The organism is Pseudorhodoferax sp. Leaf265 (assembly GCF_001422365.1).
In the GTDB taxonomy this organism is placed as follows: domain Bacteria; phylum Pseudomonadota; class Gammaproteobacteria; order Burkholderiales; family Burkholderiaceae_C; genus Pseudorhodoferax.
In genome coordinates, this window is the sequence record NZ_LMMT01000010.1 from 22,546 (window position 1) to 47,406 (window position 24,861).

Here is a 24,861-nt window from a genome sequence, read left to right on the forward strand (position 1 = left end):
CACCGAGGACCCCGACATGAACACCAGAATCACGCTGCTCGGCCTTGCCGCGCTGTTGGCCCACGCCGGCGCCCTCGCGCACGGCGCCGAGGACCACCCGGCCAAGGCCAGGACGTTCGACGCCTCCACGGTGGAGGACACCGCCTTCGGCCGCGCCGGCGATCCCGCCAAGGTGGTGCGGACCATCCAGGTCGCCATGGCCGACAGCATGCGCTTCACGCCCGCGGACATCACCGTCCGGCGGGGCGAGACGGTGAGGATCGTGGCCGCCAACAAGGGCCAGGTGCTGCACGAGATCGTCATCGGGACGCCCGGGGAACTCCGCAAGCACGCCGAGATGATGAAGAAGTTTCCCGGCATGGAACACGACGAGGCCTACATGGCCCACGTCAAGCCAGGCAGGCGCGGCGAGATCGTGTGGCAGTTCACCCAGGCCGGCGAGTTCGCGTTCGCCTGCCTGCTCCCCGGGCATTTCGAGGCCGGGATGGTTGGCAAGGTCACGGTCCGATGAAGCGCCGCCTCGTTCTGTCCGCCGCAGCGGCGGGCGCCGCGGCCCTGTCCCTGCCAGCCCGGGCCCAGGGGCCGCGGCCCAGGGTGCAGGCCTACAAGAGCTCGACCTGCGGCTGCTGTGGCGACTGGGTCGACCACCTGGAAGCCGCGGGCTTTGCGGTGAAGGTCATCGAGGTGGACGACACCTCGGCCACGCGCCGGCACCTCGGCATGCCGGCCGCATTCGGCAGCTGCCACACAGCCCTGGTCGACGGCTATGTGCTCGAAGGCCATGTGCCGGCGGCTGCGGTCAAGCGTCTGCTCGCGGCCAGGCCCAGGGCCCTGGGCCTGGCCGTGCCGGGCATGCCTGTGGGCTCGCCGGGCATGGAGACCGGAAGCCACAGTGACGCCTTCGACGTCCTGCTCATCGACAAGACCGGCCGCGCATCGGTCTTCGCGCACCATCCCCGCACCTGAAAGACTCCCATGACATTCACACACCTCCTGGCCGCGGCGGCCATCGCCTGCACCGCCATGGCCGCGCAGGCACAGCCCGCTCCGGCCGTCGGCCCCGACGCCCAGCAACCACCCGGCGCCGCGCCGCTGGTCGATGGCGAGGTCCGCAAGGTGGACCTGGAACAAGGCAAGCTCACGCTGCGCCACGGTCCCATCCCGAACCTGGACATGCCACCGATGTCCATGGTGTTCCGGGTGGCCGATCCGAAGATGCTGGACGCCGTCAAGCCAGGCGACAAGGTGCGGTTCACGGCGGACAAGGTCGGCGGGACCTTCACCGTGACCTCACTGCGCGCCGCGGACTGATCAGGCCTGCAACGCCGCCACGCGCACCGTGTGGCGCGCGATCATGCTTTCCTCGTCGGTGGCGATGCGCAGGCACAGCACGCGCGAACCGGCGGCGCTGAGCAGCTGGTCCTGCGCGGTGTTGCGCCCCTCGTCCATCGCCACGCCCAGCCAGCCCAGGCCCTGCATGACCTCGCGCCGAACGCGTTGCGAGTTCTCGCCGATGCCGCCCGTGAACACCAGCGCGTCCAGGCCCTGCAGCGTGGCGGCCAGCATGCCGATCTCGCGCCGGACCGCGGCCACGAAGTAGCCGATCGCCTGCTCGGCCACGGGCGTGCCCGCCGCCTCCAGCGTGCGCATGTCGTTCGACAGCCCGCCCGACAAGGCCTTGAGGCCGGACTGCTGGTACAGCAGCTGCGACAGGTCCGCCACCGGCATCTTCCGCTGCTCCATGAGGTACAGCAGCACGCCCGGGTCGATGCGGCCGCAGCGCGTGCCCATGGGCAGGCCATCCAGCACCGAGAAGCCCATGGTGGCGGCCACCGAGCGGCCCTGGCGCAGGCCGCACAGCGAGGCGCCATTGCCCAGGTGGGCGACGACCACACGGCCCAGCGCCTCGCCCGGGTCGAGCGCGCGCAACCGGCCGGCGATGAACTCGTACGACAGCCCATGGAAGCCGTAGCGCCGCACGCCCTCGGCGTGAAAGTTGCGCGGCAGCGCGAAGGCGTCCTCGTTGAAGCCCAGGCCGCGGTGGAAGCCCGTGTCGAAGCAGGCCACCTGCGGCACGTCGCCGAAGCTCGCGCGCGCGGCCGCGATGCCAGCCAGGTTGTGCGGCTGGTGCAGGCGCGCCAGCGGCACCAGCGCCTGCAGCTGCGCGAGGACGGCTTCGTCGATCAGCACCGGCTCGCCGAAATCGGGGCCGCCGTGCACGACGCGGTGGCCCACGGCCGCCACGCGCAGGCCGCGCTGGTGCTCGGCCAGCCAGGCGATGGTCCAGGTCAGTGCGTCCCGGTGGTCGGCTGGCTGCTCGACGCCGCTGTGCCAGCGGTGGCGCGCGAGCACGCCGCCATCGGCATCGCGCACCTGGAAGCCGGCCTGCGCGCCCAGGCCGTCGATCTCGCCGGACAGGCGCAACGCCAGGCCCGGCAGTTCGAACAGCGCGAACTTGATGGACGAGGAGCCCGCGTTGAGCGTCAGCAGCACCTCGGTGCCAGCGCCCGCGGCCGGCCCCACCGGGACCGCACGGAACAGTGCAGCCTCGCTCATGCTTGCATCTCCTGCACCGGCACGGCACTCTGCCCCGTGCGCATGAAGTGCTCGGACAGCTGCGCCAGCGCGCAGGAGGCCAGGCGTGCGCGCTCGTCGTCGGCGCGGCTGGTCAGCATCACGGGCACCTTGGCGCCGACCACCAGACCGGCCGAATGCGCCATGGAGACGAAGGTCAGCTGCTTGGCCAGCATGTTGCCGGCCTCGATGTTGGGCACCACCAGCACCTGGGCCGCACCGGCCACGGGCGAGGCCAGCTTCTTCACGCGCGCGGCGCCCGCGTCGATGGCGTTGTCCATGGCCAGCGGTCCGTCGACGATGCCACCCGTGATCTGGCCGCGTTCGGCCATCTTGGCGATGATGGCCGCGTCCATGGACGAAGGGATCGCCAGGTTCACCGTCTCCACGGCCGACAGCAGCGCCACGCGCGGGCAGGCCACGCCACAGGCGCGCGCCAGGTCGATCGCGTTCTGCGTGATGTCGACCTTGGTCGGCAGGTCAGGCGCCACGTTGATGGCTGCATCGGTGATGAACAGCGGGTAGGCCAGCGTGGCCACGTCGAGCGCGAACACGTGCGAGATCCGGCGGCCGGTGCGCAGCCCACCGTCCTTCTTGACCACCTGGGCCAGCAACTCGTCGGAATGCAGGTTGCCCTTCATGATGGCGCGCACACGCTGCGTGTGCACCATCTCCACGGCGTAGCGGGCGGCCTGGCCCGCGCCGGGCACGTCGAACACCGGCAGCCCGTCCAGCGTTGCGCCGAGCGACTGCGCAGCCGCCAGGATGCGGGCCCGGTCGCCGATCAGCAGCGGCGCGATCAGCCCACGCCGCCAGGCCAGCAGCGCGCCACCGAGCGCGTTGGCATCGTCGGGGCAGACCACGGCGGTGGGCATGGGCGTCAGCGCGGCGGCGGCGTCGATCAGCCGCGTGAAGTGGTCGTGCGCGTCCAGCAACACGGCCGGCAGCTCGCGCGCGCCGGTCACCACGCGCTGCGTGGGCGCATCCACGCGCACCGGGCCGCTGGCGATCAGGCGGCCATCGGCATGGCGCACCTCGGTGTCGAACAGCACGGCCGGTGCGGCCAGCTTCTCGACCACGCGCACAGAAACCTGCAGCGCATCGCCCAGGCGTGCCGGTTCACCGAAGGCCATCTGCGCGTCGCGGTAGCGCGTGCCGGTGCCAGGCAGCACGTTGCCCAGCACGCTGGAGACCAGCGAGGCGATCCACATCGATGGCACGAAGCAGTCGTCCACGCCGTCACCGTCCAGGTCCATCGCCTGGCCCGGCGTGGTCATGGGGTTCAGGTTGCCCGAGGCGTGGGCGAACAGGTACAGGTCGCGCTCGGTCACGCTGCGCTGGATGCTGGCGGACTCGCCCACGCGCAGTTCGTCCCAGGTGCGGTTGGCGCGGCTGCCGGCAGGCAGCGGCAGGTCGGCCGGCGCGTTCATGCCGTGGCCTTCGCGCGGGCGGTCCGGCGCCGGGTGGGCGGCGGTGCGGGGCTGTCCTCGTCGGACTCATCGCCTTCGTCGTGGACGATGGGCGCGGCCAGCGGCAGGCGCAGCAGCGCCTCGAAGCGCTGCAGCAGGTCCTGGGCTGCAGCATGCGCGGCCGCGTGCTGGCTGGGACCCTCGCCCATGACGGCGTGCACGGCAGCCAGCGCATCGCGGCGCTCGGCCTCCGTGTCCAGCAGCAGCGGCAGCGTGGCCAGCGCCTGCTCGGGTTCGAACTCGATGGCGATGGACTGCTGGTAGACCACGCGGCCCCAGGCCTCCTCGTCCATGCGCGCGAACTCGGCCGTGGCGCGGTAGGTCTGCAGCCGCTCCAGGCGCGAGCGGCGCAGGTAGCCGCGGGCCTTGGCCATCAGCAGCAGCATGCGCACCGTGCCTTCGACCGCGCCGCCGACGGCCATGCCGTCCAGCGCCGCGCGCACATCGGGCAGCGCACGCAGGTCCTCGCGGCGCTGCGCGTCGCGCTGCGTCAGCGCGGGTGCCGCCAGGCGCTGCACCGCGGGCGCGCCGTAGAGCAGGTGGAACAGCAGCTCGTTGCGGCCATCGCGCAGGTCGCGGTACAGGTTCAGCTGCTGCTCCAGCAGCTTCGCGCCCATGCGCTCCCAGGCCAGGAAGGGGTTGGAGGGGTCGACCGGCGCGCGCTGCGCGCGGGCCTGCTCGGCCAGCCGGGCCACGGGTCCCATCAGCGGGTTGCGGTCGGAGCAGGCCACGCGGCGCGCGCGCAGCGGCTGCACGGCGCGAAAGGCCTGGGCCGCCCGCGGCGTGACCGCCGCACGCACGAGCGGGCGCAGCGTCGTCTCGTACACCTGGGTGCCGAGCTCGGACAGCCGCGCCACAGAGGCGAACTGCGCTTCTTCGTCGCGGCCGTCGTCGAACGCCAGGATGTCCTCGATCTCGCGCGGCTCGAAGCGGATGCGCACGCGCTCCTCGTCGTCCAGCCGCATCTCGTACAGGCCGGGCGGCAGCGCCTCGAGCGCGGCCATCACGTCGGTGATGGCGTCGTGCTCGCGGCCGGCGACCTTGGCCGAGACGAAGATCCCCAGGTGTCCGATGTCGGCATGCACCATGTAGACGATGCGCTGGCCATGGGCGCGGATCTCGTCGGCGTCGGCATACAGGTCGGCGATCCAGTTCAGCGCCTGCGGCGGCGGTGTGATGTTGTCGCCCTCGGAGGCGAACACCACGATGGGCGAGCGGATCCTGCGCAGGTCGATGCGCTCACCACCGAGCTCGGCCTCGCCGCGCGCGAGCTTGTTGCCCACGAACAGGTTCTCCACGATCCAGCGGATCTCGGCCTCGGTCATCAGGAAGAAGCCGCCCCACCAGCGCTCGAACTCGAGGAAGCGTTCTGCTTCCGTGTCCACGTTGGCGTAGAGGTGGTAGACCTTCTTGAACAGGCTGTTGGCCGGGTTCAGGCCCTCGAAGTTGGCGACCAGGGCCGAGCCGTCGAAGATGCCGTCGCCCAGGTCCGACAGCAGCAGCGCCGGCAGCGCACCGCCGCGCAGGCCGCCGACGTAGCGCATCGGGTTCTGCCCGGTCTTTCCGGCCCAGTAGGACATGGGCGCACCGTTGATGACGACCGGGCCGACCAGCTCGGGCCGGGAGGCGGCCAACAGCATGGTGGCCCAGCCGCCCTGGCAGTTGCCGACCACGGCCGGCCGGTACGCCCCGGGGTGGCGCGCGGCGATCTCGGACAGGAACAGCAGCTCGGCATCGCGCACGTCGGCCAGGGTCTGGCCCGGCTCGGGCACGGGGCGGAATGCGACGAAGTAGACCGGGTGGCCGTTCTTGAAGGCCGCGCCAACCTGGCTGTCGGCCTTGAAGCCGCCGATGCCGGCGCCGTGGCCCGCGCGCGGGTCCACGATCATGAACGGGCGCTTGTCTTCGTCCACCACCACGCCGGCGGGCGGCACCACGCGCAGCAGCTGGTAGTTCACGGGGCGCGGCAGCGTGGCGCCGTCCAGCACGAGTTCGTGGTCGAAGTCCAGCACCGGCGGCATGCCGGCGGCCTCGTGTTCGAGGAAGGTGTTGCCGCGGCGGCGCAGCGTGTCCAGCAACAGCAGCTGGCGCTGGGTGGCATCGCGCCAGTAGTCCTGCCATTGCGCGGCCAGCGCGGCGCCATCGGCCGGCGGCTGCCACAGCGAAGCGAACAGCTGCTGCATGCCCTGCGCCAGCGCGCCCAGCCCGGCCTGGGCCTGCTGCGCCTGGCGTTCGGCCAGGCGGCCGATCTGCGCGCCGAAGGCCCGCTGGCCGTCCCAGGCGGCGCGTGCGTTGTCGGCCTGTTGCTGCCAGTGCGCGCCGTGGGCGAGCCAGGGGTTGGAGAACGGAACCGGCGATGTCGGCAAAGGCATGGTGTGCGTCCTGGAGGCAAGCGTTGAGGAAAGGCCGGCAGGGGACCGGCCTTGCGCCGAACCAGCATAGGAAGCGCACTTGACAGCGGCGTGTCGGTGCCGCGCCGAAGAAAAACGGCGCCGGAAACCGGCGCCGTTGCACGCGGAGCGCGGCCGCCTACAGCGGGGCAGCGCGTGCGGCCAGCGTCTCGCGCACAGTGCCGATCACGGCCACCGGCAGCGGCACGTAGCCCAGTTGTTCGGCCGCGAGCCGGCCCTCGACCAGCGCCCAGTCGAAGAAGGCCAGCGTGCGCTGCTGGCGGCCACTGCGCAGGTTGTCGCGCATGAGGCCGAACACCGTGGCCACGACGGGGTAGCTGGCGACACCGGGGCTGTCGACCAGCACCTGGTCGAAGTCGCGCGCGGCGTCCCAGCGTGCGGACTGCGCGGCCTCGGCAGCCGCCGCGGCCGAGGGCGCCACGAAGGCGCCGGCTGCGTTGCGCAGCGCCACCACCGTGAGTCCGGCCTGGCGCGCCTGCACGGCGTCCAGGTAGCCCAGGGCATTGGGCGTGCGGCGCAGCGCCTCGGCCATGCCGGAGCTGCCACGCACGCCGCGGCCCACGGGCCAGCGCACCTGCGCGTCGGCACCGGCCTTGGCACGCCAGTCGGCGCTCTGGCCGGCCAGGTAGTGCGTCAGCGTGTAGGTGGTACCGGAACCGTCGCTGCGGCCGACCACGGCAATCGCCGCGTCGGGCAGCGCCAGCTGCGGGTTCAGCGCGCGGATGGCGGCGTCGTTCCAACGCTGGATGCGGCCCAGGTAGATGTCGGCCAGCACCGGGCCGGACAGGCGCAACTCGCCGCGCAGGCCCGGCAGGTTGGCCGCCACGGCGATGCTGCCCAGCACGATGGGGAACTGCACCAGGCGCTGGCGCCTGAGTTCGGCCGACGACAGCGGCACCTCGCTGAGCGCGAAGTCCACCGCGCCGGCACGCAGCCGCGCCATGCCGGCCAGCGAGCCGACCGGCTCGTAGTCCAGCGCGGCACCGTTCATGTCGTCGTCCAGCCCGGCGTTGGGCGTGGCGTGGGCGATGCCGCCGGCCAGGTGGTGGCGGTACTCGCGCACCCAGCGCGCGGCCAGCGGATGGACGAAGGTGGAGCCGGCGCCCTGCAGGCCGGCGCGGCCGAACTCATCTTGCGTCTGGGCCATGGCCGGCGCCAGCGCCGCGCCCAGGAGGGCGGCCAGCGCGATGCGGCGCGAAGGCAGCGTGCGCATGGCGCTCACCCTGCCACCGGCACGGACTGCGTGCGCAGGCCGGCAGCACCCGGGCGGCTCTCGAAGCGGCCGAGGTCGCGCGAGACCGACAGGCGCTCGCTGAAGATGCGCTCGACCAGGAAAAAGGCGCGCTCGGCGCTGCCCAGCAGCGCCAGGATGGCGCCGCGCTCGTCCCACGACAGGCCCTGGCCCAGGTCCAGCGCACGCTTGCGCAGCGCCAGCAGCTGCGGTGCGTTGTCTTCCTGCACGTTGCCGCCGAGTTCGCCGCGCGTGACGCGCTTGGCGACGGCCGCATCGACCAGGCCCAGCAGTTCGTCGACCAGCGGCCTGGCCTGCGCCGAGAACACCTGCCGTTCCACGCGGCGGCTGATCTGGTACAGCGCCTCGCCCAGGCTCGCGCTGAAGTCCTCTTCCTCGATCAGGCTGGCCAGCAGGTCGGCCTTGGCCGGAGTCTGGTCGGGCGTCAGCATGGCGGCGGTGTAGCTGCGGATCTCGCGGTTCAGCGTGTCCAGCGCCTTGTAGTGCGCGTCGATGTCCGAGGGCACCGTCGCCACGCCGCGCGACACGGCCATCATGAGGCCCGCGCCTTCCACGTAGCGGGCCAGTTCCTTCTGCACCGAGACCACGCCGGCATTGAAGTCGCCCTGGGCCTTGCGGTCCAGGTGGCGCGGCATGGAGTAGTCCTCCAGCTCGTCTTCCTTGGTCGCACCGACGCGCGAGAGCACGCGCTCGAACACGCCGATGAACGGGAACAGCAGCGCCGTGTTGAAGATGTTGAAGCCGATCGAGTAGATGCCCACGGCCACCGGCACCATGGGGTAAGTCTCCTTGCCATCGGCCAGCGCCATCTGCGCCGGGTTCATGCCGAACAGGCCCATGCCCCACTGCAGCAGGTCCATGGACAGGAAGAACAGCGGGAACATCACCGCCACGCCGAGGAAGTTGAACGAGATGTGCGCATAGGCCGCGCGCTTGGCGTTCTTGGTCAGGTTCAGCGAGGCCATCCACGAGGTGATGGTGGTGCCCAGGTCGGCGCCCAGCGAGAAGGCCACGGCCGTCTGCCAGTCCAGGATGCCGGCAGCGCCCAGGCCCATCACGATGCCGATGGTGGCCGAGGACGAGTGGATCATGGCCGTGATGCCGGCGGCGGTCAGCACGCAGATCGCCAGGCCCGAGTAGCTGGTGGCGTTCAGGCTGGAGATCGCGCTCATGACTTCGGGCATGGCGCGCAGCGGCTTCAAGCCACCAGTGAGCAGGTTCAGGCCGTAGAAGATCAGCGAGAAGCCGACGATGGTCAGCGCGATGTTGGTGGTCTTGGGACTCTTGGCGAACACGTAGACCAGGCCGAAGATGCCCGCCGTGATGAGGCCCAGCGGCCCCAGCGGCAGCGCGATCAGCCCGTTGCCCAGCGTGGTGCCGATGTTGGCGCCCATGATCACGCTGATGGCCGGGCGCAGGCCCACCACGCCGGCGTTGACCAGGCCCACGACCATCACCGTCATCGCGGTGCTGGACTGCAGCACGCCGGTGATCAGCGTGCCGGCCGCCAGGCCCTTGATGGGCGTGCCGGCGATCTTGGCCAGCAGCGCGCGCATGCGGTGCACCGCGAGGTTGTGGATGCCGTCGGACATGAATTCCAGGCCCAGCATGAAGATCCCGAGCCCGCCGAAGACGGGCACGAGGATCTCTCGAAAGATATCGACTTGCATATGAGGTGTAGGTGTTGGCTGAGGGACTGAGCCGTCCGGCGATCTCCAGCCCCCCGCCGGTCGGAACGAAGAGGACCGGGCAAGATTACGGACCGTTCATGTCGTCTACATGACAACGCGAGCCCGTCACAGCAACTTCACTGTATGCAAAACAGAGCGTCACAGGGCCGACGCGCGGCCGTCATGCGGCCTGCCGTGCAGCGCTACAACCAGCCCGCGCGCCGAAAGCGCCAGTACAGCACGCCGCAGCAGCCCGCCATGAGCGCCAGGCCCGCCGGATAGCCCCAGCGCCACTTGAGCTCGGGCATGTGCTCGAAGTTCATGCCCCAGATGGCCGCGAAGGCCGTGCAGACCGCGAAGATCGCGGCCCAGGCCGCCAGCCGCTTGGTGACCTCGCTGTCCTCGATCGCGACCATGGACAGGTTCACCTGGATCGCCGTGGCGATGGTGTCGCGCACCGCGTCGATGGAGGCGTTGATGCGCGCCAGGTGGTCCACCACGTCGCGGAAGTAGTCCTGCGCGCCCGCGCAGACCGGTGGCACGCGGCCGCCGTGCAGCCGGCCCACGCCTTCGAGCAGCGGCGCCACGGCGCGCTTGAGCGTGATGGCGCGCTGCTTGAGCGCGTACAGCTGCTCGATGCTGGCGCGCGCCGCGCCCTTGGTGAAGATGCGCTGCTCGATGCCCTCGAGCTCGACCTCCAGCGCGTCGATGACCGGGAAGTAGCGGTCGACCACGGCGTCCAGCAGTGCGTAGAGCACGAAGCCCGCGCCATGGCGCAGCAGCTCGGGCTCGCGCTCGCAGCGCTCGCGCACGCCCAGGAAGCCCAGGCGGCTGCGGTTGCGCACCGACAGCACGTAGTTGCGGCCCACGAACACGTCGACCTCGCCCACGTGCAGTGCCGGCCGCGGGCCCACCGAGGGTTCGACCAGGTGCATCACGGCGAACAGCGAGTCGCCGTACTCCTCGATCTTGGGCCGCTGGTGGCCGCAGCGCGCGTCCTCGAGCGCGAGCGGGTGCAGGCCGAACTCCTGGCCCATCTCGTCGAGCTCTTCGGGCGTGGCATCGGCCAGCGCCACCCAGACGAAGCAGCCGGGCCGGTCCAGGTAGTCGCTGATGTCGGCCACCGGGATGTCGGCCAGCTTGGCGCCGGCCGCGTAGGCCGCGCAGTTGATCAGCATCGCAACACCTGGTTCCTCTCCGGCATACAGCAGACAAGCGCTCGCGCATTGTTCCGACAGAACGGTGACAACGGCGTGACAGCATTGACACGCCGCTGTCATACGCCATTCCTAGCATTCCCGTTCCCAAAGGACCCGCACCATGAACGACAAGCTTCTTCCCGATCACCACGAGAGCGTGATGCAGCGTATCGAACGCGACCTGCTCGACAGCTACGACGAGGAGCTGGAGATGGAGATCGACGATGGCCGCCTGGATGCGGCCGGGGAAGCCGGTGCCGAGGACGGCCTGGGCCGCCAGGCCTACTTCCGCGAGTTGCTGCGCCTGCAGGGCGAGCTCGTCAAGCTGCAGGACTGGGTGCAGTTCCACAAGAAGAAGGTCGTGATCCTGTTCGAGGGCCGCGACGCGGCCGGCAAGGGCGGCGTGATCAAGCGCATCACCCAGCGCCTGAACCCGCGCGTGTGCCGCGTGGCCGCGCTGCCGGCGCCCAACGACCGCGAGAAGACGCAGTGGTACTTCCAGCGCTATGTCTCGCACCTGCCGGCGGGCGGCGAGATCGTGCTGTTCGACCGCAGCTGGTACAACCGCGCCGGCGTCGAGCGCGTCATGGGCTTTTGCAACGACGCCGAGTACGAGGAGTTCTTCCGCTCCGTGCCCGAGTTCGAGAAGATGCTGATCCGCTCGGGCATCACGCTGGTCAAGTACTGGTTCTCCATCACCGACGACGAGCAGCACCTGCGCTTTCTGGGCCGGATCCACGACCCGCTCAAGCAGTGGAAGCTCTCGCCCATGGACTTCGAGAGCCGCCGCCGCTGGGAGGCCTACACCAAGGCCAAGGAAGTCATGCTGGAGCGCACCCACATTCCCGAAGCGCCCTGGTGGCTGGTGCAGGCCGTGGACAAGAAGAAGGCCCGGCTCAATTGCATCAACCACCTGCTCACGCAGCTGCCCTACGAGGAGATCGAGCACCCGTCCATCGTGCTGCCCGAGCGCACGCGCAACCCCGAGTACACGCGCAACCCGGTACCGGCCAGCATGTACGTTCCCGACCGCTATTGATTCGCGGCGCGCATCGATCGCGCGCGTTTTCGGCATCCACGGTGCGCCTGCGCCGCGCTAGCATGGCCGGCTTCTGAACCCGCGGAGTCCGCCATGCTCAAGCTCTACATCGCCAACAAGAACTACTCGTCCTGGTCGCTGCGGCCCTGGCTGCTCATGGCCCAGGCCGGCATCGCGTTCGAAGAGGTCATGGTGCCCTTCGACGACCTGGCGCCCACCTCGCCCTTCAAGCAGACGCTGCAGCCGCTCGCGCCCACGGGCCAGGTGCCATTGCTTGTCGATGGCGACCTGGTGGTTTGGGACACGCTGGCGATCGCCGAGTACCTGGCCGAGAAATTTCCCGAGAAGAAGCTGTGGCCCGCCGACACCCGTGCCCGGGCCCGGGCGCGCAGCGTCTGCGCCGAGATGCACGCGGGCTTCAGCGCGCTGCGCAACCACTGCCCCATGAACCTGGAAGCCAGCATGCCCGAGATGGGCCGCGTGATCTGGCGCGACCAGGCGGCCGTGCGCGCCAACGTGGCGCGCATCGTGGTCATGTGGCAGGAACTGCTTGATACCCATGGCGGGCCCCTGCTGTTCGGCGACTTCAGCATCGCCGACGCCTACTACGCACCGGTCTGCGTGCGGCTGGCCAACTTCGCGCTGCCGGTGCCGCCGGCCATCACGGCCTACATCGAACGTGTGCGCGCGCTCCCGGCCATGCAGCGCTGGACCGAGGCCGCGCTGGCCGAGCACCGCTTCGTGGACTTCGACGAGCCCTACCGCGCAGCGCCCTGACCGTCAGCTGTGCAGCTGGCGCACGCGGTAGGTCGCGTCGAACACCAGCCGGCCCGGCACACCCTGGTTCATGACGGTGTAGCGCAGGAGCTTGATCGGGGTTTCGCCGAAGGTGGCGTAGAGCTGGCCGGCCATCATGCGCGCGGCGGCCTGGCGGATCGCGGGCTTCTCGGCATCGATCTGCACGGTCAGGCGATCCGGCCCGCTGTGCAGCACCGACATGCAGTCCAGGCCGCCGAGCTCTTCGAAGGCGGGAATCGTCAGTCGTTCGGTGCACTGGGCCTGGGCTTGCATCGGGAACCTTCCTCAGGAGACGTTTCGGAAAACGCCGCATTCTGGGGAACCCTGGCAGTTGTACCTGTAGGACGGCACCGCACCCCACTGCGGGCCGATGCTGCAGGCCGCGCACAAACAACGAAGGGGCGCCATGCGCCCCTTCCACCCGGTTGCCTGCGCGCGCTCAGAGCTTGAACGGCAGCACTTCCTGGCGCTGCTCGCCCAGGCCGTCGATGCCCAGCGTGATCACGTCACCCTTCTTGAGGAACACCGGCGGCTTCATGCCCATGCCCACGCCAGGCGGCGTGCCCGTGGTGATCACGTCGCCCGGCATCAAGGTGTTGAGCTGGCTCACGTAGGCGACCAGCTTGGCCACATTGAAGATCATGGTCTTGGTGTTGCCGGTCTGCATGCGCTGGCCGTTCACGTCCAGCCACATGCCGAGCTTCTGCACGTTGGCGATCTCGTCGCGCGTGACCAGCCAGGGGCCGATCGGGCCGAAGGTGTCGAAGCCCTTGCCCTTGTCCCAGGTCAGGCCGTGCTCGAGCTGCCAGGCGCGCTCGCTGACGTCGTTGATCACGCAAAAGCCTGCCACGTAATTCAGCGCGTCCTTCTGCGAGACATAGCGCGCGCGCGCGCCGATGACCACGCCCAGCTCCACCTCCCAGTCGGTCTTGACCGAGCCCTTGGGCAGCATGACGGGATCGTTCGGGCCCTGGATGCAGCTGTTGGCCTTGGTGAAGACCACGGGCTCGGCCGGGATCGGCATGTTGGACTCGGCCGCGTGGTCGGCGTAGTTCAGGCCGATCGCGATGAACTTGCCGACGTTGGCCACCGGGCAACCGTAGCGCGGCTTGCCGCGCACCAGCGGCAGCTTGTCGGTCTTGATCTTGCGGATCTTGGCCAGGGCCGCATCGCCGAGCTGGGCCGCGCCGATGTCGGGCACCACGGACGAGAGGTCGCGCAGCTGGCCGTTGGCGTCGATCAGGCCGGGCTTTTCCTTGCCGGGGTTGCCGTAGCGGACGAGTTTCATGTGTTGTTTCCTCTTGTTGGATTCAGTAGGTACTACGGCCGCCCGACAGGTCGAACACCGCACCGGTGGTGAAGGAGCAATCCTCCGTGCACAGCCAGGCGACCATGGCCGCGACCTCCTCGACTGTACCGAAGCGGCCCATGGGGATCTTGGACAGCATGAAGGCGATGTGCTCGGGCGTCATCTGGTCGAAGATCGGCGTCTTCACTGCGGCCGGGGTGATGCAGTTCACGCGGATGCCGGTGTCGGCCAGTTCCTTGCCCAGTGACTTGGTCAGGCCGATCACGGCGGCCTTGCTCGCGCTGTAGGCGCTCGCATTGGGGTTGCCGTCCTTGCCGGCCACGGAGGCGATGTTGACGATGCGGCCGTAGTTGCGCGAGCGCATGAGCGGCACGATCTCGCGGCAGCAAAAGAACAGGCCGTTGAGGTTGACCTGCTGCACCTGCTCCCAGGCCTCGGGCGGGTAGTCCCACAGCTTGACATTGGGGCCGGTGATGCCGGCGCTGTTGACGAGGATGTCGACGGCCGCATGTGCTGCGCCGGCCTGGCGCGCAGCCTCGGCCACGCTGGCGTGCGCGGCGACGTCGACCTGCACTGCGTCCACCCCGGCGCCCAGCGCGGCCTTGGCCTTGGCCAGCGCTTCGGCGTTGCGGTCCCACAGCGTGACGGTGGCACCGGAGGCCAGCATGCGTTGGGCGATGCCATAGCCCAGCCCCACGGCGCCGCCCGTGATGACCGCGTGGCGGCCTTTCAGATCGAGCTGGTTCATATCGTCATGCCGCCATCGACCGAGAACACCTGGCCCGTGGCGAACACCGATTCATCGCTGGCAAGGTAGGTCACGATGGGCACGATCTCGGCCGCCTGCGCCAGCCGTCCCATGGGCTGGCGTGCGACGAAGGCCTTGCGCGCCTCCACCGGGTCGGCGTAGGCGTTGATGCGCTCGCCCAGAGACGGTGTGTCCACCGTGCCCGGGGCGATGGCATTGCAGCGGATGCCGCGCGCCACGTAGTCGGCTGCCACGCTCTTGGTCAGGCCCACGACCGCGGCCTTGCTGACGCCGTAGACGCAGCGGCTCGGCAGGCCCTTCAAGCTGCCGCAGACGCTCGCCATGTTGATGATGCTGCCCCGCCCCTGGCCGCCCTGGCCGTTGTCATTGGCCAGCATGCGCGGCAGCACCGCCTGGATGGCCCAGAACTGCGCGCGCACATTGAGGTTCAGCGCGAATTCCAGGTCCGCATCGGTGGCGTCGAGGATGGTGCCGTTGTGCACCACGCCGGCGCAGTTGAACAGCACGTCGATGCCCGGCATGCCGTCCACCAGCGCCGCGATGGCGGCCTTGTCCAGCACATCCAGCCGGTGCGTGTGCACCATGGGCTGGCGCGCGTAAGCCTGCTCCAGCAGGCCCTCGTTCACGTCGGTGGCCCAGACTTCCGCGCCCTCGCGTGCCAGCGACTCCACGGCCGCGCGGCCGATGCCCTGGCCGGCCGCCGTCACCAACACTCTCTTGCCCTGCAATCGCATCGCGTCTCCTCGTGTTCAGGGTTTCGCCGGATGGGTGCCATCCGGAAGCTGTGGAATTATCAATTGGTCAGACCACTTGGCCAATTCAGTACAAGCCCTAAGAACCACCGTGCCGCTGCAGTCCATCGCCCCGCAACGCCTGTACCGCCAGATCGCCGACCAGCTGCGCGCGCTGATCGCGCAGGGCGAGTTCGCCGTGGGCGCGCGCCTGCCGGCCGAGCGCGAGCTGGCGGTGCAGCTGGGCGTGAGCCGGCCCTCGGTGCGTGAGGCGCTGATCGCGCTGGAGGTCGAGGGCTGGGTCGAGGTGCGCACGGGCTCGGGCGTCTACGTGCTGGAGCGCGAACGCCGCGCCGCCACGCCGGTAGCGGAGACCGAATGGGGCCCGCTGGAACTGATCCGCGCGCGCCGCGTGGTCGAGGGCGAGACCGCCGCCATCGCGGCCCAGCAGCGCAAGCGCACGCACCTGGACGCGATGGCCCGCGCCATCGACACCATGCGCGAACTGGCGGACCGCAAGGTCATGCCACTCGAAGGCGACCGCGCCTTCCACCTGGCCATCGTCGAGGCCTGCGACAACCAGGTGCTCAGCGAGACCGTGCAGGGCTTCTGGGATTCGCGCCGCGGCCCCATCTTCACGCGGCTGGGCGGCTACTTCGAGACCGTGCCGTCCTGGCGCATGGCGATCGCCGAACACGAGGCCATCCGCGCAGCCATCGCCGCGCGCGACGAGGCCGCCGCACGCGCCGCCATGCACACCCACATGGACAAATCGCACCAGCGCTTCTCCGCCAGCTGGCGCCGCGCCAAAGAGCTTTCCTCAACCTGACCCCACCCACCCCTAGGAGACAAGCGATGCACCACCCCAAGCGAATCGCCCTGAAGACCCTGGCCCTGGCCGGCCTGCTGGCCGCAACAAGCCTGGCCAGCGCCCAGACCAAGCTCAAGTGGGCCCATGTCTACGAGACCTCCGAGCCCTTCCACAAATATTCCGTGTGGGCCGGCGAGGAGATCAAGAAGCGCACCAACGGCAAGTACGAGATCACGGTGTTCCCGGCCTCCACGCTGGGCAAGGAGGCCGACATCAACCAGGGCCTGACGCTGGGCACGGTGGACATCGTGCTGACCGGCGCGAGCTTCGCGGGCCGCAGCTACACGCCGCTGTCGATCAGCTACTTCCCGTTCATCTTCCGCGACGCCGAGCACCAGCTCAAGTACGCCACCAGCGACGTGTTCAAGGAGCTCGCCAAGGGCTACGACGACAAGACCGGCAACCACATCACGGCGCTCAGCTACTACGGCGCGCGCCACGTGACCAGCAGCGCGGCCAAGCCGGTCAGCAAGCCCGAGGACATGAAGGGCCTGAAGATCCGCGTGCCCGATGCGCCGGCCTACATGGCGTTCCCGAAGGCGCTGGGCGCCAATGCCACGCCCATCGCCTTCGCCGAGGTGTACCTGGCGCTGCAGAACAACACTGTCGATGCGCAGGAGAACCCGCTGCCCACCATCGAGGCCAAGAAGTTCTACGAGGTGCAGAAGAACATCTCGCTGACCGGCCACATCGTCGATTCGCTGCTGACGGTGGTCTCGGGCAGCACCTGGGCCAAGCTCAGCGCGGACGAGAAGAAGATCTTCAGCGACGTGATGGTGGAAGCCGCCGACAAGACCGGCCGCGAGATCATCGCCTCCGAGGCGCGCCTGGTCGAAGAGTTCAAGAAGAAGGGCAACAACGTGATCACGGTGGACAAGGGCGCGTTCCGCGAGGCCGTGCTGAAGAACACCAAGCCGACCGACCACGGCTACCGCCAGGCCGATTACGACAAGATCATCGCGATCAAGTAACGCCTCCCTTTCGGCCGGCAAGCCGGCCGATACCCCCACAGGGGCGCACCCAGCGGCCTGGCAGCGCCAGTGCCGTGGGTGCACTGGAGCGGGCATCGCTGCGCGCACCGGCCCAAGCCCGCCGCCACCCGGAGAACACATGGCAGACCAAAAAATCATCGACGACGATGGGCACTTCCACGCGCAGGACGAGGAGGTGGACCTGTCCGGCACCATCGCAGAGGGCTGGGCCGCACTGGCCCTGTTCTGGCTGCTGGGCGCCACCGTGCTCTACCAGTTCGTCACGCGCTACGTGCTCAACGATTCCGCGGCCTGGACCGAAGAGGTCGCGCGCTACATGCTGATCGGCGTGGTGTTCATCGGTGCCGCCATCGGCGTGCACAAAAACAACCACATCCAGGTCGACTTCTTCTATCGCCACATGCCGGCCGCGATGGGCCGCTGGCTGTCGCGCGTGGTCGACGTGGTGCGCATCGCCTTCTTCGTCGCGGCGGCGGTGATGACGGTACAGATGATGCTCAAGATCGGCGGCAACACGCGCATGACGGTGGTCGATGCGCCGATGAACATCGTCTACGGCGTCTGCCTGGTCGGCTTCATCGCCATGGCCTGGCGCGCGCTGCAGGTCGCGCGCATCCACTGGGCGCGCGGCTACAGCGTGCTCGAACGCCCCGAATCCACCATCGACGACCGATAACCCAGCACCTGCGCCCATGCTCAAGATCTTCTTCCTGTTGTTCATGGCCGGCGGCATCCCCGTGGCCATCGCCATGGCCGGTGCCTCGCTGGTCTACATCCTGGTGTCGGGGAACCTGCCGCCCTTCGTGGTGGTGCACCGCATGGTCAGCGGCATCGACAGTTTTCCGCTGCTGGCCGTGCCCTTCTTCATCCTGGCCGGCAACCTGATGAACAACGCCGGCATCACCACGCGCATCTACAACTTCGCGCTGTCTCTGGTGGGCTGGCTCAAGGGCGGCCTGGGACACGTGAACATCGTCGGCTCGGTGGTGTTCGCCGGCATGAGCGGTACGGCCATCGCCGATGCCGCGGGTCTCGGCACCATCGAGATCAAGGCCATGAAGGAGCACGGCTACAGCACCGAGTTCGCGGTCGGCGTGACGGCCGCCTCGGCCACGCTGGGGCCCATCATTCCGCCCAGCCTGCCGTTCGTGATCTACGGGATGATGGGCAACGTGTCCATCGGCGCGCTGTTCCTCGCGGGCCTGATGCCGGGCCTGTTGATGACCATCCTCATGATGCTCACGGTCACCTACTACGCGCACAAGAACGGCTGGGGCCGCGACATGAAGTTCTCGGCGCCGCGCCTGATCAAGGCCCTGTCGGAGCTGGCGGTGGTGGTCGGCTGGCCGCTGGGCCTGTGGCTGCTGGTCGACAAGTTCGACCTGCCGGCCCAGCCCACGGTGTTCGCGGGCCTGGCCTCGCTGTTCATCCTGGACAAGCTGTTCAAGTTCGAGGCGCTGCTGCCCATCATGACGCCCGTGCTGCTGATCGGCGGCATGAGCACCGGGCTGTTCACCCCCACGGAGGGCGCCATCGCAGCCTGCCTGTGGGCCATGATCCTGGGCTTCGCCTGGTACCGCACGCTCCAATGGAAGATGTTCCTCAAGGTCTGCCTGGAAACCATCGAGACCACCTCCACCGTGCTGTTCATCGTCGCTGCCGCGTCGATCTTCGGCTGGATGCTGACGGCCACGGGCGTGACCACCGACATCGCCTCCTGGGTGCTGGGCTTCACCAAGGAAGCCTGGGTGTTCCTGCTGCTGGCCAACCTGCTGATGCTGTTCGTGGGCTGCTTCCTGGAGCCCACGGCGGCCATCACCATCCTCGTGCCCATCCTGCTGCCGATCGCGCTGCAACTGGGCATCGACCCCGTGCACTTCGGCCTGGTGATGGTGCTGAACCTCATGATCGGCCTGCTGCACCCGCCCATGGGCCTGGTGCTGTTCGTGCTGGCGCGGGTGGCGGGCCTCTCCTTCGAGCGCACCACCATGGCCATCCTGCCCTGGCTGGTGCCGCTGCTGCTGAGCCTGGCGGTGATCACCTACGTGCCGCAGCTGGTGCTGTGGCTGCCGAAAATGTTCTTCTGACTTCCAGCCCGAAAGAGGCCCCACGATGACCCCCTTCATTCGCCTGCACCCGTCCGACGACGTGGTGATCGCACGCAGCCAACTGGTCGGCGGCGCCACCGTTGAGAACTTCACGGTGCGCGGCCTGGTTCCCGCCGGCCACAAGGTGGCGGCGCACGACATCGCCCAGGGCGCGCCCGTGCGCCGCTACAACCAGATCATCGGCTTCGCGAGCCGCCCCATCGCCCAGGGCGAGCACGTGCACACGCAGAACCTGGACATGGGGCCGGACAAGGGCGACTTCGCGCGCGACTACGCCTTCGGCGCCGACGTGAAGCCGGCGCCGGCGAAGCGCGAGGCCACCTTCATGGGCATCCAGCGTGCCGACGGCCGCGTGGCCACGCGCAACTACATCGGCGTGCTGACCAGCGTGAACTGCTCGGCCACGGCCGCGCGCGCCATCGCCGACCACTTCTCGCGCCAGACCAACCCGGCCGCGCTGGCGGCCTTCCCGAACGTGGACGGCGTGGTGGCCCTCACGCACGGCACGGGCTGCGGCATGGACGGCGACGGGCTTGGCATGCAGATCCTGTCGCGCACGCTGACCGGCTACGCCACGCATGCCAACTTCGCGGGCGTGCTGGTGGTGGGACTGGGCTGCGAGGCCAACCAGATCAACGCCTGGCTCGCCACCGGCCACCTGGCCGAGGGCGAGAACTTTCGCACCTTCAACATCCAGGACACGGGCGGCACGCGCAAGACCGTGGAGAAGGGCATCGCCCTCATCAACGAGATGCTGCCGCGCGCCAACGCCGTGCAGCGCACGCCCTGCAGCGCGGCCCACATCACCATCGGCCTGCAATGTGGCGGCTCGGACGGCTACTCGGGCATCAGCGCCAACCCGGCACTCGGCGCGGCGGTGGACATCCTGGTCGCCCACGGCGGCACGGCCATCCTGTCGGAGACGCCCGAGGTCTACGGGGCCGAACATCTGCTCACGCGCCGCGCCGTGCGCCGCGAGGTCGGCGAGAAGCTGGTCGAGCGCATCCACTGGTGGGAGCGCTACACCGCCATCAACGAAGGCGAGATGAACAACAACCCCTCGCCCGGCAACAAGGCTGGCGGGCTGACCACCATCCTCGAAAAATCGCTGGGGGCGGTGGCCAAAGGCGGCACGAGCAACCTGGAGGCCGTCTACGAGTACGCCGAGCCCGTCACGGCCCATGGCTTCGTCTACATGGACACGCCGGGCTACGACCCCGTCAGCGCGACCGGCCAGGTGGCCGGCGGCGCCAACATGATCTGCTTCACCACGGGCCGCGGCTCGGCCTACGGCTGCGCGCCTTCGCCCTCGCTCAAGCTTGCCACCAACAGCGTGCTGTGGCAGCGCCAGGAAGAGGACATGGACATCAACTGCGGCGAGATCGTCGACGGCCAGGCCAGCATCCAGGAGATGGGCCAGCGCATCTTCGAACTCGTACTGGCCACGGCCTCGGGGCAGCAGAGCAAGAGCGAGAAACATGGCTATGGGCAGAACGAGTTCGTGCCCTGGCAGGTCGGCGCCGTCATGTGAACTGTGAGCTCCCGGCTTTTCACTCCCTTCGGTCGTGTAACTCCACCCCCCGAGGTGGAGGCGCGGCCGCCTTGGGGCGGCCGCATATCCTCGGAACCCTTATGAGCAAAACCATTTCTTCCGAACAGCTGACCGCGCAGGTCGCGCAAGTCATCCAGGCGGCCGGCAGCAATGCCGCCGAGGCCCAAAAGGTCGCCGCCAACCTGGTCCTGGCCAACCTCTCGGGCCACGACTCGCACGGCGTGGGCATGGTGCCGCGCTACGTGGACGCCGTGCTCGAAGGCGGCCTCAAGCCCAACACTTCTGCCAAGGCCACCGTGGACATCGGCACCATGCTCGCGCTGGACGGTCAGCGCGGCTACGGTCAGGTCGTGGGCGAGCAGGCCATGCAGATGGGCATTGAACGCGCCCGGCAGCACGGCAGCTGCATCATGACCGTGGGCAACAGCCACCACCTGGGCCGCATCGGCCATTTCGCCGAGATGGCGATCGCGGCGGGCCTGGTCTCGCTGCACTTCGTCAACGTGCTGTCGCGGCCTGTGGTCGCCCCCTTCGGCGGCGGCGACGGGCGCTTCGGCACCAACCCCTGCTGCATCGGCGTCCCGCTGCAAGGCCAGGAGCCCTTCGTGCTCGACTTCGCCACCAGCCGCCAGGCCCAGGGCAAGATGCGCGTGGCCCACAACAAGGGCGAGCGCGTGCCCGAGGGCACACTGATCGACGAGCTGGGCCGCCCGACCACCGACCCCGGCGTGGTCGTGGTGCCGCAGAGCAATGGCCTGTTCGGCGCGCTCATGACCTTCGGCGAGCACAAGGGCTACGGCATGGCCGTGGCCTGCGAGCTGCTCGGTGGCGCGCTGTCGGGTGGCGGCACCTGGCACCGGCCGGCCGACACCGCCCGCACCGTGCTCAACGGCATGCTGACGGTGCTGATCGACCCGGCCAGGCTGGGCACGCAGGCCACGTTCGAGCAGGAGGCGCTGGCCTTCGTCGACTGGCTGCGCCTGGGCCCGGTGGGCCAGGGGCACGACAAGGTGCAGATCGCCGGCGAACCTGAGCGTGCCGCACGCACGGCACGCGCGGCCGCGGGCATCACCGTGGACGACCAGACCTGGGCCGAGATCGTCGAAGCCGGCCGCAAGGTGGGGTGCGCGGTGACGGGCTGAGGGCCCCGTCAGCCGGCCGCGGCCCGGGGCATGAGGCGCACCGGCTTTTCCGCCCGGGCCCGCAACTGGCCGCAGCCGCCATCGATGTCCTGGCCGGCCGAGTCGCGCAGCTTGGTCAGCACGCCGCGCTGGTGCAGCGTGCGGGCGATGGCCTTGGCCTTGTCCCAGTCCGGCCGCCGGAACGCGAGGCCCGGAATGGTGTTGTACGGGATCATGTTCAGCAGCGCGTACTTGCCCTGGAGCAGGCGCACGATGCCGTCGATCTCGTCCTCGCCGTCGTTCACGCCGTCCAGCAGCGTCCACTGGTACTGGATCGGGTAACCGGTGGCCCGCGCATAGCGTTCGCCCGCGGCGACGAGTTCCTCCGGTGTGAGCTTGGGCGCGCGCGGCAGCAGCTGCTCGCGCAGCGCGCGCTTGCTGGTGTGCAGCGACAGGGCCAGCGCCGGCTTCACCGGGCCTTGCGGCAGCCGCTCGAACACCCGCGGGTCGCCCACGGTGGAGAACACCAGGTTCTTGTGCCCGATGTTGCCGTGCAGGCCCAGCACCTCGATGGCCTCCATCACCTGGTCGAGGTTGTGCGCCGGCTCGCCCATGCCCATGAAGACGACCTTCTTCACCGGCCGCAGTGAGCGTGCCAGCGCGACCTGGGCCACGATCTCGGCGCTGCTGACCTGGCGCACCAGGCCCTCGCGGCCCGTCATGCAGAACTGGCAGCCCACCGCGCAGCCGACCTGCGAGGACACGCACAGGCCGTCGCGCGGCAGCAGCACGCTTTCGATGGACTGGCCGTCCTGCAAGCCGACCAGCAAGCGGGCCGAACCGTCCTCAGCGGGGTGCTGCGACTGCAGCGTGGCCAGCGCGGCCAGGTCGCGCGTCAGCTGCGGCAGGTCTGCGCGCACACGCTGCGGGAAGAAGTCGTCGTGCCAGCGCCGTGCCCCGTCGATCAGCGGGCGGCCCTGGGCCCATTGGCGCAGAACGCGGCCCTCGTGCAGCGGCAGCGCGCCCAGCGCGCGCAGGCGCTGGCGGAGTTCGGTGAGGGTCATCTTCGCGCGGGCGTCGGACGGCGGTGGCGGGGCGCGGATTGTCGCCGGCTGGCACCGGCCCTCCTCAATCCAGCCGCAGCCCCAGCTGCGCCGTGACCGTGCCGAAGCGCCGCAGGTCGCGCGCCACGAGCGCGCCGAAGGCCTGCGGCGTGCCCTGCTCGCCCTGCGTGAGCGTGTAGCCCAGGCCGCGCAGCTGGGCCTGCAGGGCGGGGTCGGCCAGGCCCTGCACCAGCACCTCGTTGAGCCGCTGCACCACGGCTGCCGGCGTGCCGGCCGGTGCCAGCAAACCATGCCACTGGTCGAGTTCGTAGCCGGCCAGGCCCTGCTCGGCCACCGTGGGCACGTCCGGCAGCTGCGCCGTGCGCTGCGGCGAGGTCACGGCCAGCGCGCGCAGCTTGCCGGCCGCGAGCAGCGGCGCGGCGCTGCTGGCGGTCACGATGCCCAGGCCGACCTGGCCCGACAGCACGTCCGTCAGCGCCGGGCCGCAGCCCTTGTAGGGCACCTGGGCCATGCGCACGGGCGCGGCCAGCTGCAGCATCTCGCCGGCCAGGTGCTGCGGCGTGCCGGCGCCGCAGGAGGCGAACAGCGCGGGCGCCGCCGGCGGCCTGGCGGCCTGCAGCAGGTCGGCCAGGCTGCGCAGCGGTGAGGCCGGCGGCACCACCAGCACCGAGGGCACGAAGCCCACGTTGAACACGGCCGCGAAGTCGCGCGCGGGCGAGAACTCCAGCGGGCCGTAGACGCCCGGGTTGATCGCGAAGGAGCTGTTGACCATCAGCAGCGTGTGGCCGTCCGGTGCGGCCTTGGCCACGTGGCTGGCGCCGATGTTGCCGCTGGCACCGGGCCGGTTCTCCACCACCACGGGCTGGCCCAGGGCCTGCTGCAGCACGGGCGCGAGCTTGCGCGCGAGCAGGTCGGTGCCGCCGCCGGGCGCGAAGGTCACGACGATGGTGACGGGGCGGCTCGGGTAGTCGGCCGGGCCGGCGTGGGCCACGCCGACGCCGACCACCGCCAGTGCCGCGTGCAGGAACAGTCTGCGCAGCATGGTCAGGCGTCCAGACCGATGTCGAGCACGGCCGCGCTGTGCGTGATCCAGCCCACCGCGATCTGGTCCACGCCGGTCTCGGCGATGCCGGGCGCGCTCTCCACGGTCACACGGCCCGAGGCCTCGAGCACGGCGCGGCCGGCCGTCAGGCGCACGGCCTCGCGCAGCGTGGGCAGGTCCATGTTGTCGAGCAGCACGATGGGCACCTTGAGCTCCAGCGCCTCGCGCAGCTGCGCCAGCGTGTCGACCTCCAGCTCGATCTGCACCATGTGGCCGATGGCTGCGCGCGCGCGCTCCACGGCCGTGCGCAGGCTGCCCGCGATGGCGATGTGGTTGTCCTTGATCAGCATGGCATCGTCCAGGCCGAAGCGGTGGTTGCTGCCACCGCCCACGCGCACCGCATACTTCTGCACGGCGCGCAGGCCCGGCAGCGTCTTGCGCGTGCAGGTCACGCGCGCGGGCGTGTGTGCAATGGCATCGGCAATGCGCGCCGTGGCGCTGGCCACGCCCGACAGGTGGCCCAGGAAGTTCAGCGCCGTGCGCTCAGCCATCAGGATGGCGCGCGCCGGGCCTTCGATCTGCGCGATCGCGCTGCCCGGCACCAGCCGCGCGCCATCGGCCAGCAGCGACTGCCAGGCGGTGGCCGGGTCGCAAAGCGTGAAGGCCAGCCGCGCCAGGTCCAGTCCGGCCAGCACGCCAGGCTGGCGCGCGACCAGCGTCAAGCGGCTGCGTGCGTCGGGCGGCACCACGGCGTTGCTCGTGATGTCGCCGGCACGGCCCAGGTCTTCCAGCAGCGCGGCGCGCACCAGCGGTTCCAGCATGGCTTGGGGCAGCGGCGGCACACAGGTCGGTCGGATGTCCATATTGCTCAACTTGAGTATTAAGTGGTC

Annotated in this window: 24 protein-coding genes; 11 read left to right on the forward strand and 13 right to left on the reverse strand. The window is 69.7% G+C overall.

What is annotated here, in order from left to right; genetic code table 11:
• Positions 1-16: 16 nt before the first annotated feature.
• Genes ASF45_RS10540 through ASF45_RS10550 form a run of 3 tightly spaced genes read left to right on the forward strand, consistent with a single transcriptional unit; the run spans position 17 to position 1,311 of the window.
• A complete protein-coding gene (locus ASF45_RS10540; RefSeq protein WP_056661184.1) occupies positions 17-511 on the forward strand; it encodes a plastocyanin/azurin family copper-binding protein in 495 nt (164 codons plus the stop codon).
• Complete coding sequence (locus ASF45_RS10545) at positions 508-966, forward strand: DUF411 domain-containing protein (RefSeq protein ID WP_056661187.1); 459 nt, start codon at positions 508-510, stop codon at positions 964-966. Before ASF45_RS10540 ends, ASF45_RS10545 begins: the two co-directional genes overlap by 4 nt.
• 9 nt (positions 967-975) lie before the next feature.
• On the forward strand, positions 976-1,311 hold the full coding sequence (locus ASF45_RS10550) for a copper-binding protein (protein WP_082550937.1): 336 nt from the start codon (positions 976-978) through the stop codon (positions 1,309-1,311).
• Here the strand turns inward: ASF45_RS10550 and ASF45_RS10555 are convergent, their stop codons facing one another.
• The 6 genes from ASF45_RS10555 to ASF45_RS10580 all read right to left on the reverse strand — a co-directional run bounded on the left by ASF45_RS10555 (position 1,312) and on the right by ASF45_RS10580 (position 10,554).
• Positions 1,312-2,556 carry an acetate/propionate family kinase gene (locus ASF45_RS10555; RefSeq protein ID WP_082550938.1) on the reverse strand — a complete coding sequence of 415 codons (1,245 nt, stop codon included), beginning with the start codon at positions 2,554-2,556 and terminating at the stop codon, positions 1,312-1,314.
• Positions 2,553-4,004 (reverse strand): bifunctional enoyl-CoA hydratase/phosphate acetyltransferase, encoded by a 1,452-nt coding sequence (locus ASF45_RS10560; protein ID WP_056661190.1) that lies wholly within the window; start codon positions 4,002-4,004, stop codon positions 2,553-2,555. Before ASF45_RS10560 ends, ASF45_RS10555 begins: the two co-directional genes overlap by 4 nt.
• The gene (locus tag ASF45_RS10565; RefSeq protein ID WP_056661193.1) at positions 4,001-6,415 is read right to left on the reverse strand and encodes a DUF3141 domain-containing protein; all 2,415 of its coding nucleotides are present in this window, start codon (positions 6,413-6,415) and stop codon (positions 4,001-4,003) included. The genes ASF45_RS10560 and ASF45_RS10565 overlap by 4 nt, the downstream gene beginning before the upstream one ends.
• 157 nt (positions 6,416-6,572) lie before the next feature.
• Complete coding sequence (gene pstS, locus ASF45_RS10570; RefSeq protein WP_056661196.1) at positions 6,573-7,667, reverse strand: phosphate ABC transporter substrate-binding protein PstS; 1,095 nt, start codon at positions 7,665-7,667, stop codon at positions 6,573-6,575.
• Between the two features lie 5 nt (positions 7,668-7,672).
• Complete coding sequence (locus ASF45_RS10575) at positions 7,673-9,376, reverse strand: Na/Pi cotransporter family protein (RefSeq protein WP_056661199.1); 1,704 nt, start codon at positions 9,374-9,376, stop codon at positions 7,673-7,675.
• Positions 9,377-9,579: 203 nt separating this feature from the next.
• The gene (locus tag ASF45_RS10580) at positions 9,580-10,554 is read right to left on the reverse strand and encodes a magnesium and cobalt transport protein CorA (RefSeq protein WP_056661202.1); all 975 of its coding nucleotides are present in this window, start codon (positions 10,552-10,554) and stop codon (positions 9,580-9,582) included.
• Positions 10,555-10,696: 142 nt separating this feature from the next.
• Here ASF45_RS10580 and ppk2 point away from each other — a divergent pair, with 142 nt between their 5' ends.
• Together ppk2 and ASF45_RS10590 are read left to right on the forward strand one after the other, a co-directional pair.
• Positions 10,697-11,614, forward strand: coding sequence for a polyphosphate kinase 2 (gene ppk2 / locus ASF45_RS10585; protein WP_056661205.1), 918 nt, complete (start codon positions 10,697-10,699; stop codon positions 11,612-11,614).
• 93 nt (positions 11,615-11,707) lie between these two features.
• Positions 11,708-12,391 carry a glutathione S-transferase family protein gene (locus ASF45_RS10590; RefSeq protein WP_056661208.1) on the forward strand — a complete coding sequence of 228 codons (684 nt, stop codon included), beginning with the start codon at positions 11,708-11,710 and terminating at the stop codon, positions 12,389-12,391.
• Positions 12,392-12,394: 3 nt separating this feature from the next.
• Here the strand turns inward: ASF45_RS10590 and ASF45_RS10595 are convergent, their stop codons facing one another.
• From ASF45_RS10595 to ASF45_RS10610, 4 genes are all read right to left on the reverse strand, one after another.
• Complete coding sequence (locus ASF45_RS10595) at positions 12,395-12,685, reverse strand: hypothetical protein (RefSeq protein WP_056661211.1); 291 nt, start codon at positions 12,683-12,685, stop codon at positions 12,395-12,397.
• A gap of 166 nt (positions 12,686-12,851) precedes the next feature.
• Positions 12,852-13,700: a fumarylacetoacetate hydrolase family protein gene (locus tag ASF45_RS10600; protein ID WP_056661214.1), complete on the reverse strand. Its 849-nt coding sequence runs from the start codon at positions 13,698-13,700 to the stop codon at positions 12,852-12,854.
• 22 nt (positions 13,701-13,722) lie between these two features.
• Positions 13,723-14,469 (reverse strand): SDR family NAD(P)-dependent oxidoreductase, encoded by a 747-nt coding sequence (locus ASF45_RS10605; RefSeq protein WP_056661217.1) that lies wholly within the window; start codon positions 14,467-14,469, stop codon positions 13,723-13,725.
• A complete protein-coding gene (locus ASF45_RS10610) occupies positions 14,466-15,224 on the reverse strand; it encodes an SDR family oxidoreductase (protein WP_056661220.1) in 759 nt (252 codons plus the stop codon). The genes ASF45_RS10605 and ASF45_RS10610 overlap by 4 nt, the downstream gene beginning before the upstream one ends.
• Positions 15,225-15,333: 109 nt before the next feature.
• On the opposite strand from ASF45_RS10610, the gene ASF45_RS10615 reads away from it, so the two are divergent.
• The 6 genes from ASF45_RS10615 (at position 15,334) to ASF45_RS10640 (ending at position 21,886) form a co-directional block, all read left to right on the forward strand.
• A complete protein-coding gene (locus ASF45_RS10615; protein ID WP_056661223.1) occupies positions 15,334-16,050 on the forward strand; it encodes a FadR/GntR family transcriptional regulator in 717 nt (238 codons plus the stop codon).
• A gap of 26 nt (positions 16,051-16,076) precedes the next feature.
• Positions 16,077-17,063 (forward strand): sialic acid TRAP transporter substrate-binding protein SiaP, encoded by a 987-nt coding sequence (locus ASF45_RS10620; RefSeq protein ID WP_056661226.1) that lies wholly within the window; start codon positions 16,077-16,079, stop codon positions 17,061-17,063.
• Positions 17,064-17,202: 139 nt separating this feature from the next.
• A complete protein-coding gene (locus ASF45_RS10625) occupies positions 17,203-17,760 on the forward strand; it encodes a TRAP transporter small permease (RefSeq protein ID WP_056661229.1) in 558 nt (185 codons plus the stop codon).
• A 16-nt stretch (positions 17,761-17,776) separates the two neighbouring features.
• Entirely contained in the window at positions 17,777-19,171 is a 1,395-nt protein-coding gene (locus ASF45_RS10630; protein WP_056661231.1) for a TRAP transporter large permease, read from the forward strand.
• 25 nt (positions 19,172-19,196) lie between these two features.
• Positions 19,197-20,723: a UxaA family hydrolase gene (locus tag ASF45_RS10635; protein ID WP_056661234.1), complete on the forward strand. Its 1,527-nt coding sequence runs from the start codon at positions 19,197-19,199 to the stop codon at positions 20,721-20,723.
• A gap of 101 nt (positions 20,724-20,824) precedes the next feature.
• Positions 20,825-21,886, forward strand: a complete 1,062-nt coding sequence (locus ASF45_RS10640; protein WP_056661238.1) for a malate/lactate/ureidoglycolate dehydrogenase — start codon at positions 20,825-20,827, stop codon at positions 21,884-21,886.
• 8 nt (positions 21,887-21,894) lie between these two features.
• Here the strand turns inward: ASF45_RS10640 and ASF45_RS10645 are convergent, their stop codons facing one another.
• The 3 genes from ASF45_RS10645 to nadC form a co-directional block, all read right to left on the reverse strand.
• Positions 21,895-22,929: an RNA methyltransferase gene (locus ASF45_RS10645; protein ID WP_056661242.1), complete on the reverse strand. Its 1,035-nt coding sequence runs from the start codon at positions 22,927-22,929 to the stop codon at positions 21,895-21,897.
• A gap of 64 nt (positions 22,930-22,993) precedes the next feature.
• Complete coding sequence (locus ASF45_RS10650; protein WP_156472948.1) at positions 22,994-23,971, reverse strand: tripartite tricarboxylate transporter substrate binding protein; 978 nt, start codon at positions 23,969-23,971, stop codon at positions 22,994-22,996.
• 2 nt (positions 23,972-23,973) lie between these two features.
• Positions 23,974-24,834, reverse strand: coding sequence for a carboxylating nicotinate-nucleotide diphosphorylase (nadC, locus tag ASF45_RS10655; RefSeq protein ID WP_056661246.1), 861 nt, complete (start codon positions 24,832-24,834; stop codon positions 23,974-23,976).
• Positions 24,835-24,861: the final 27 nt, after the last annotated feature.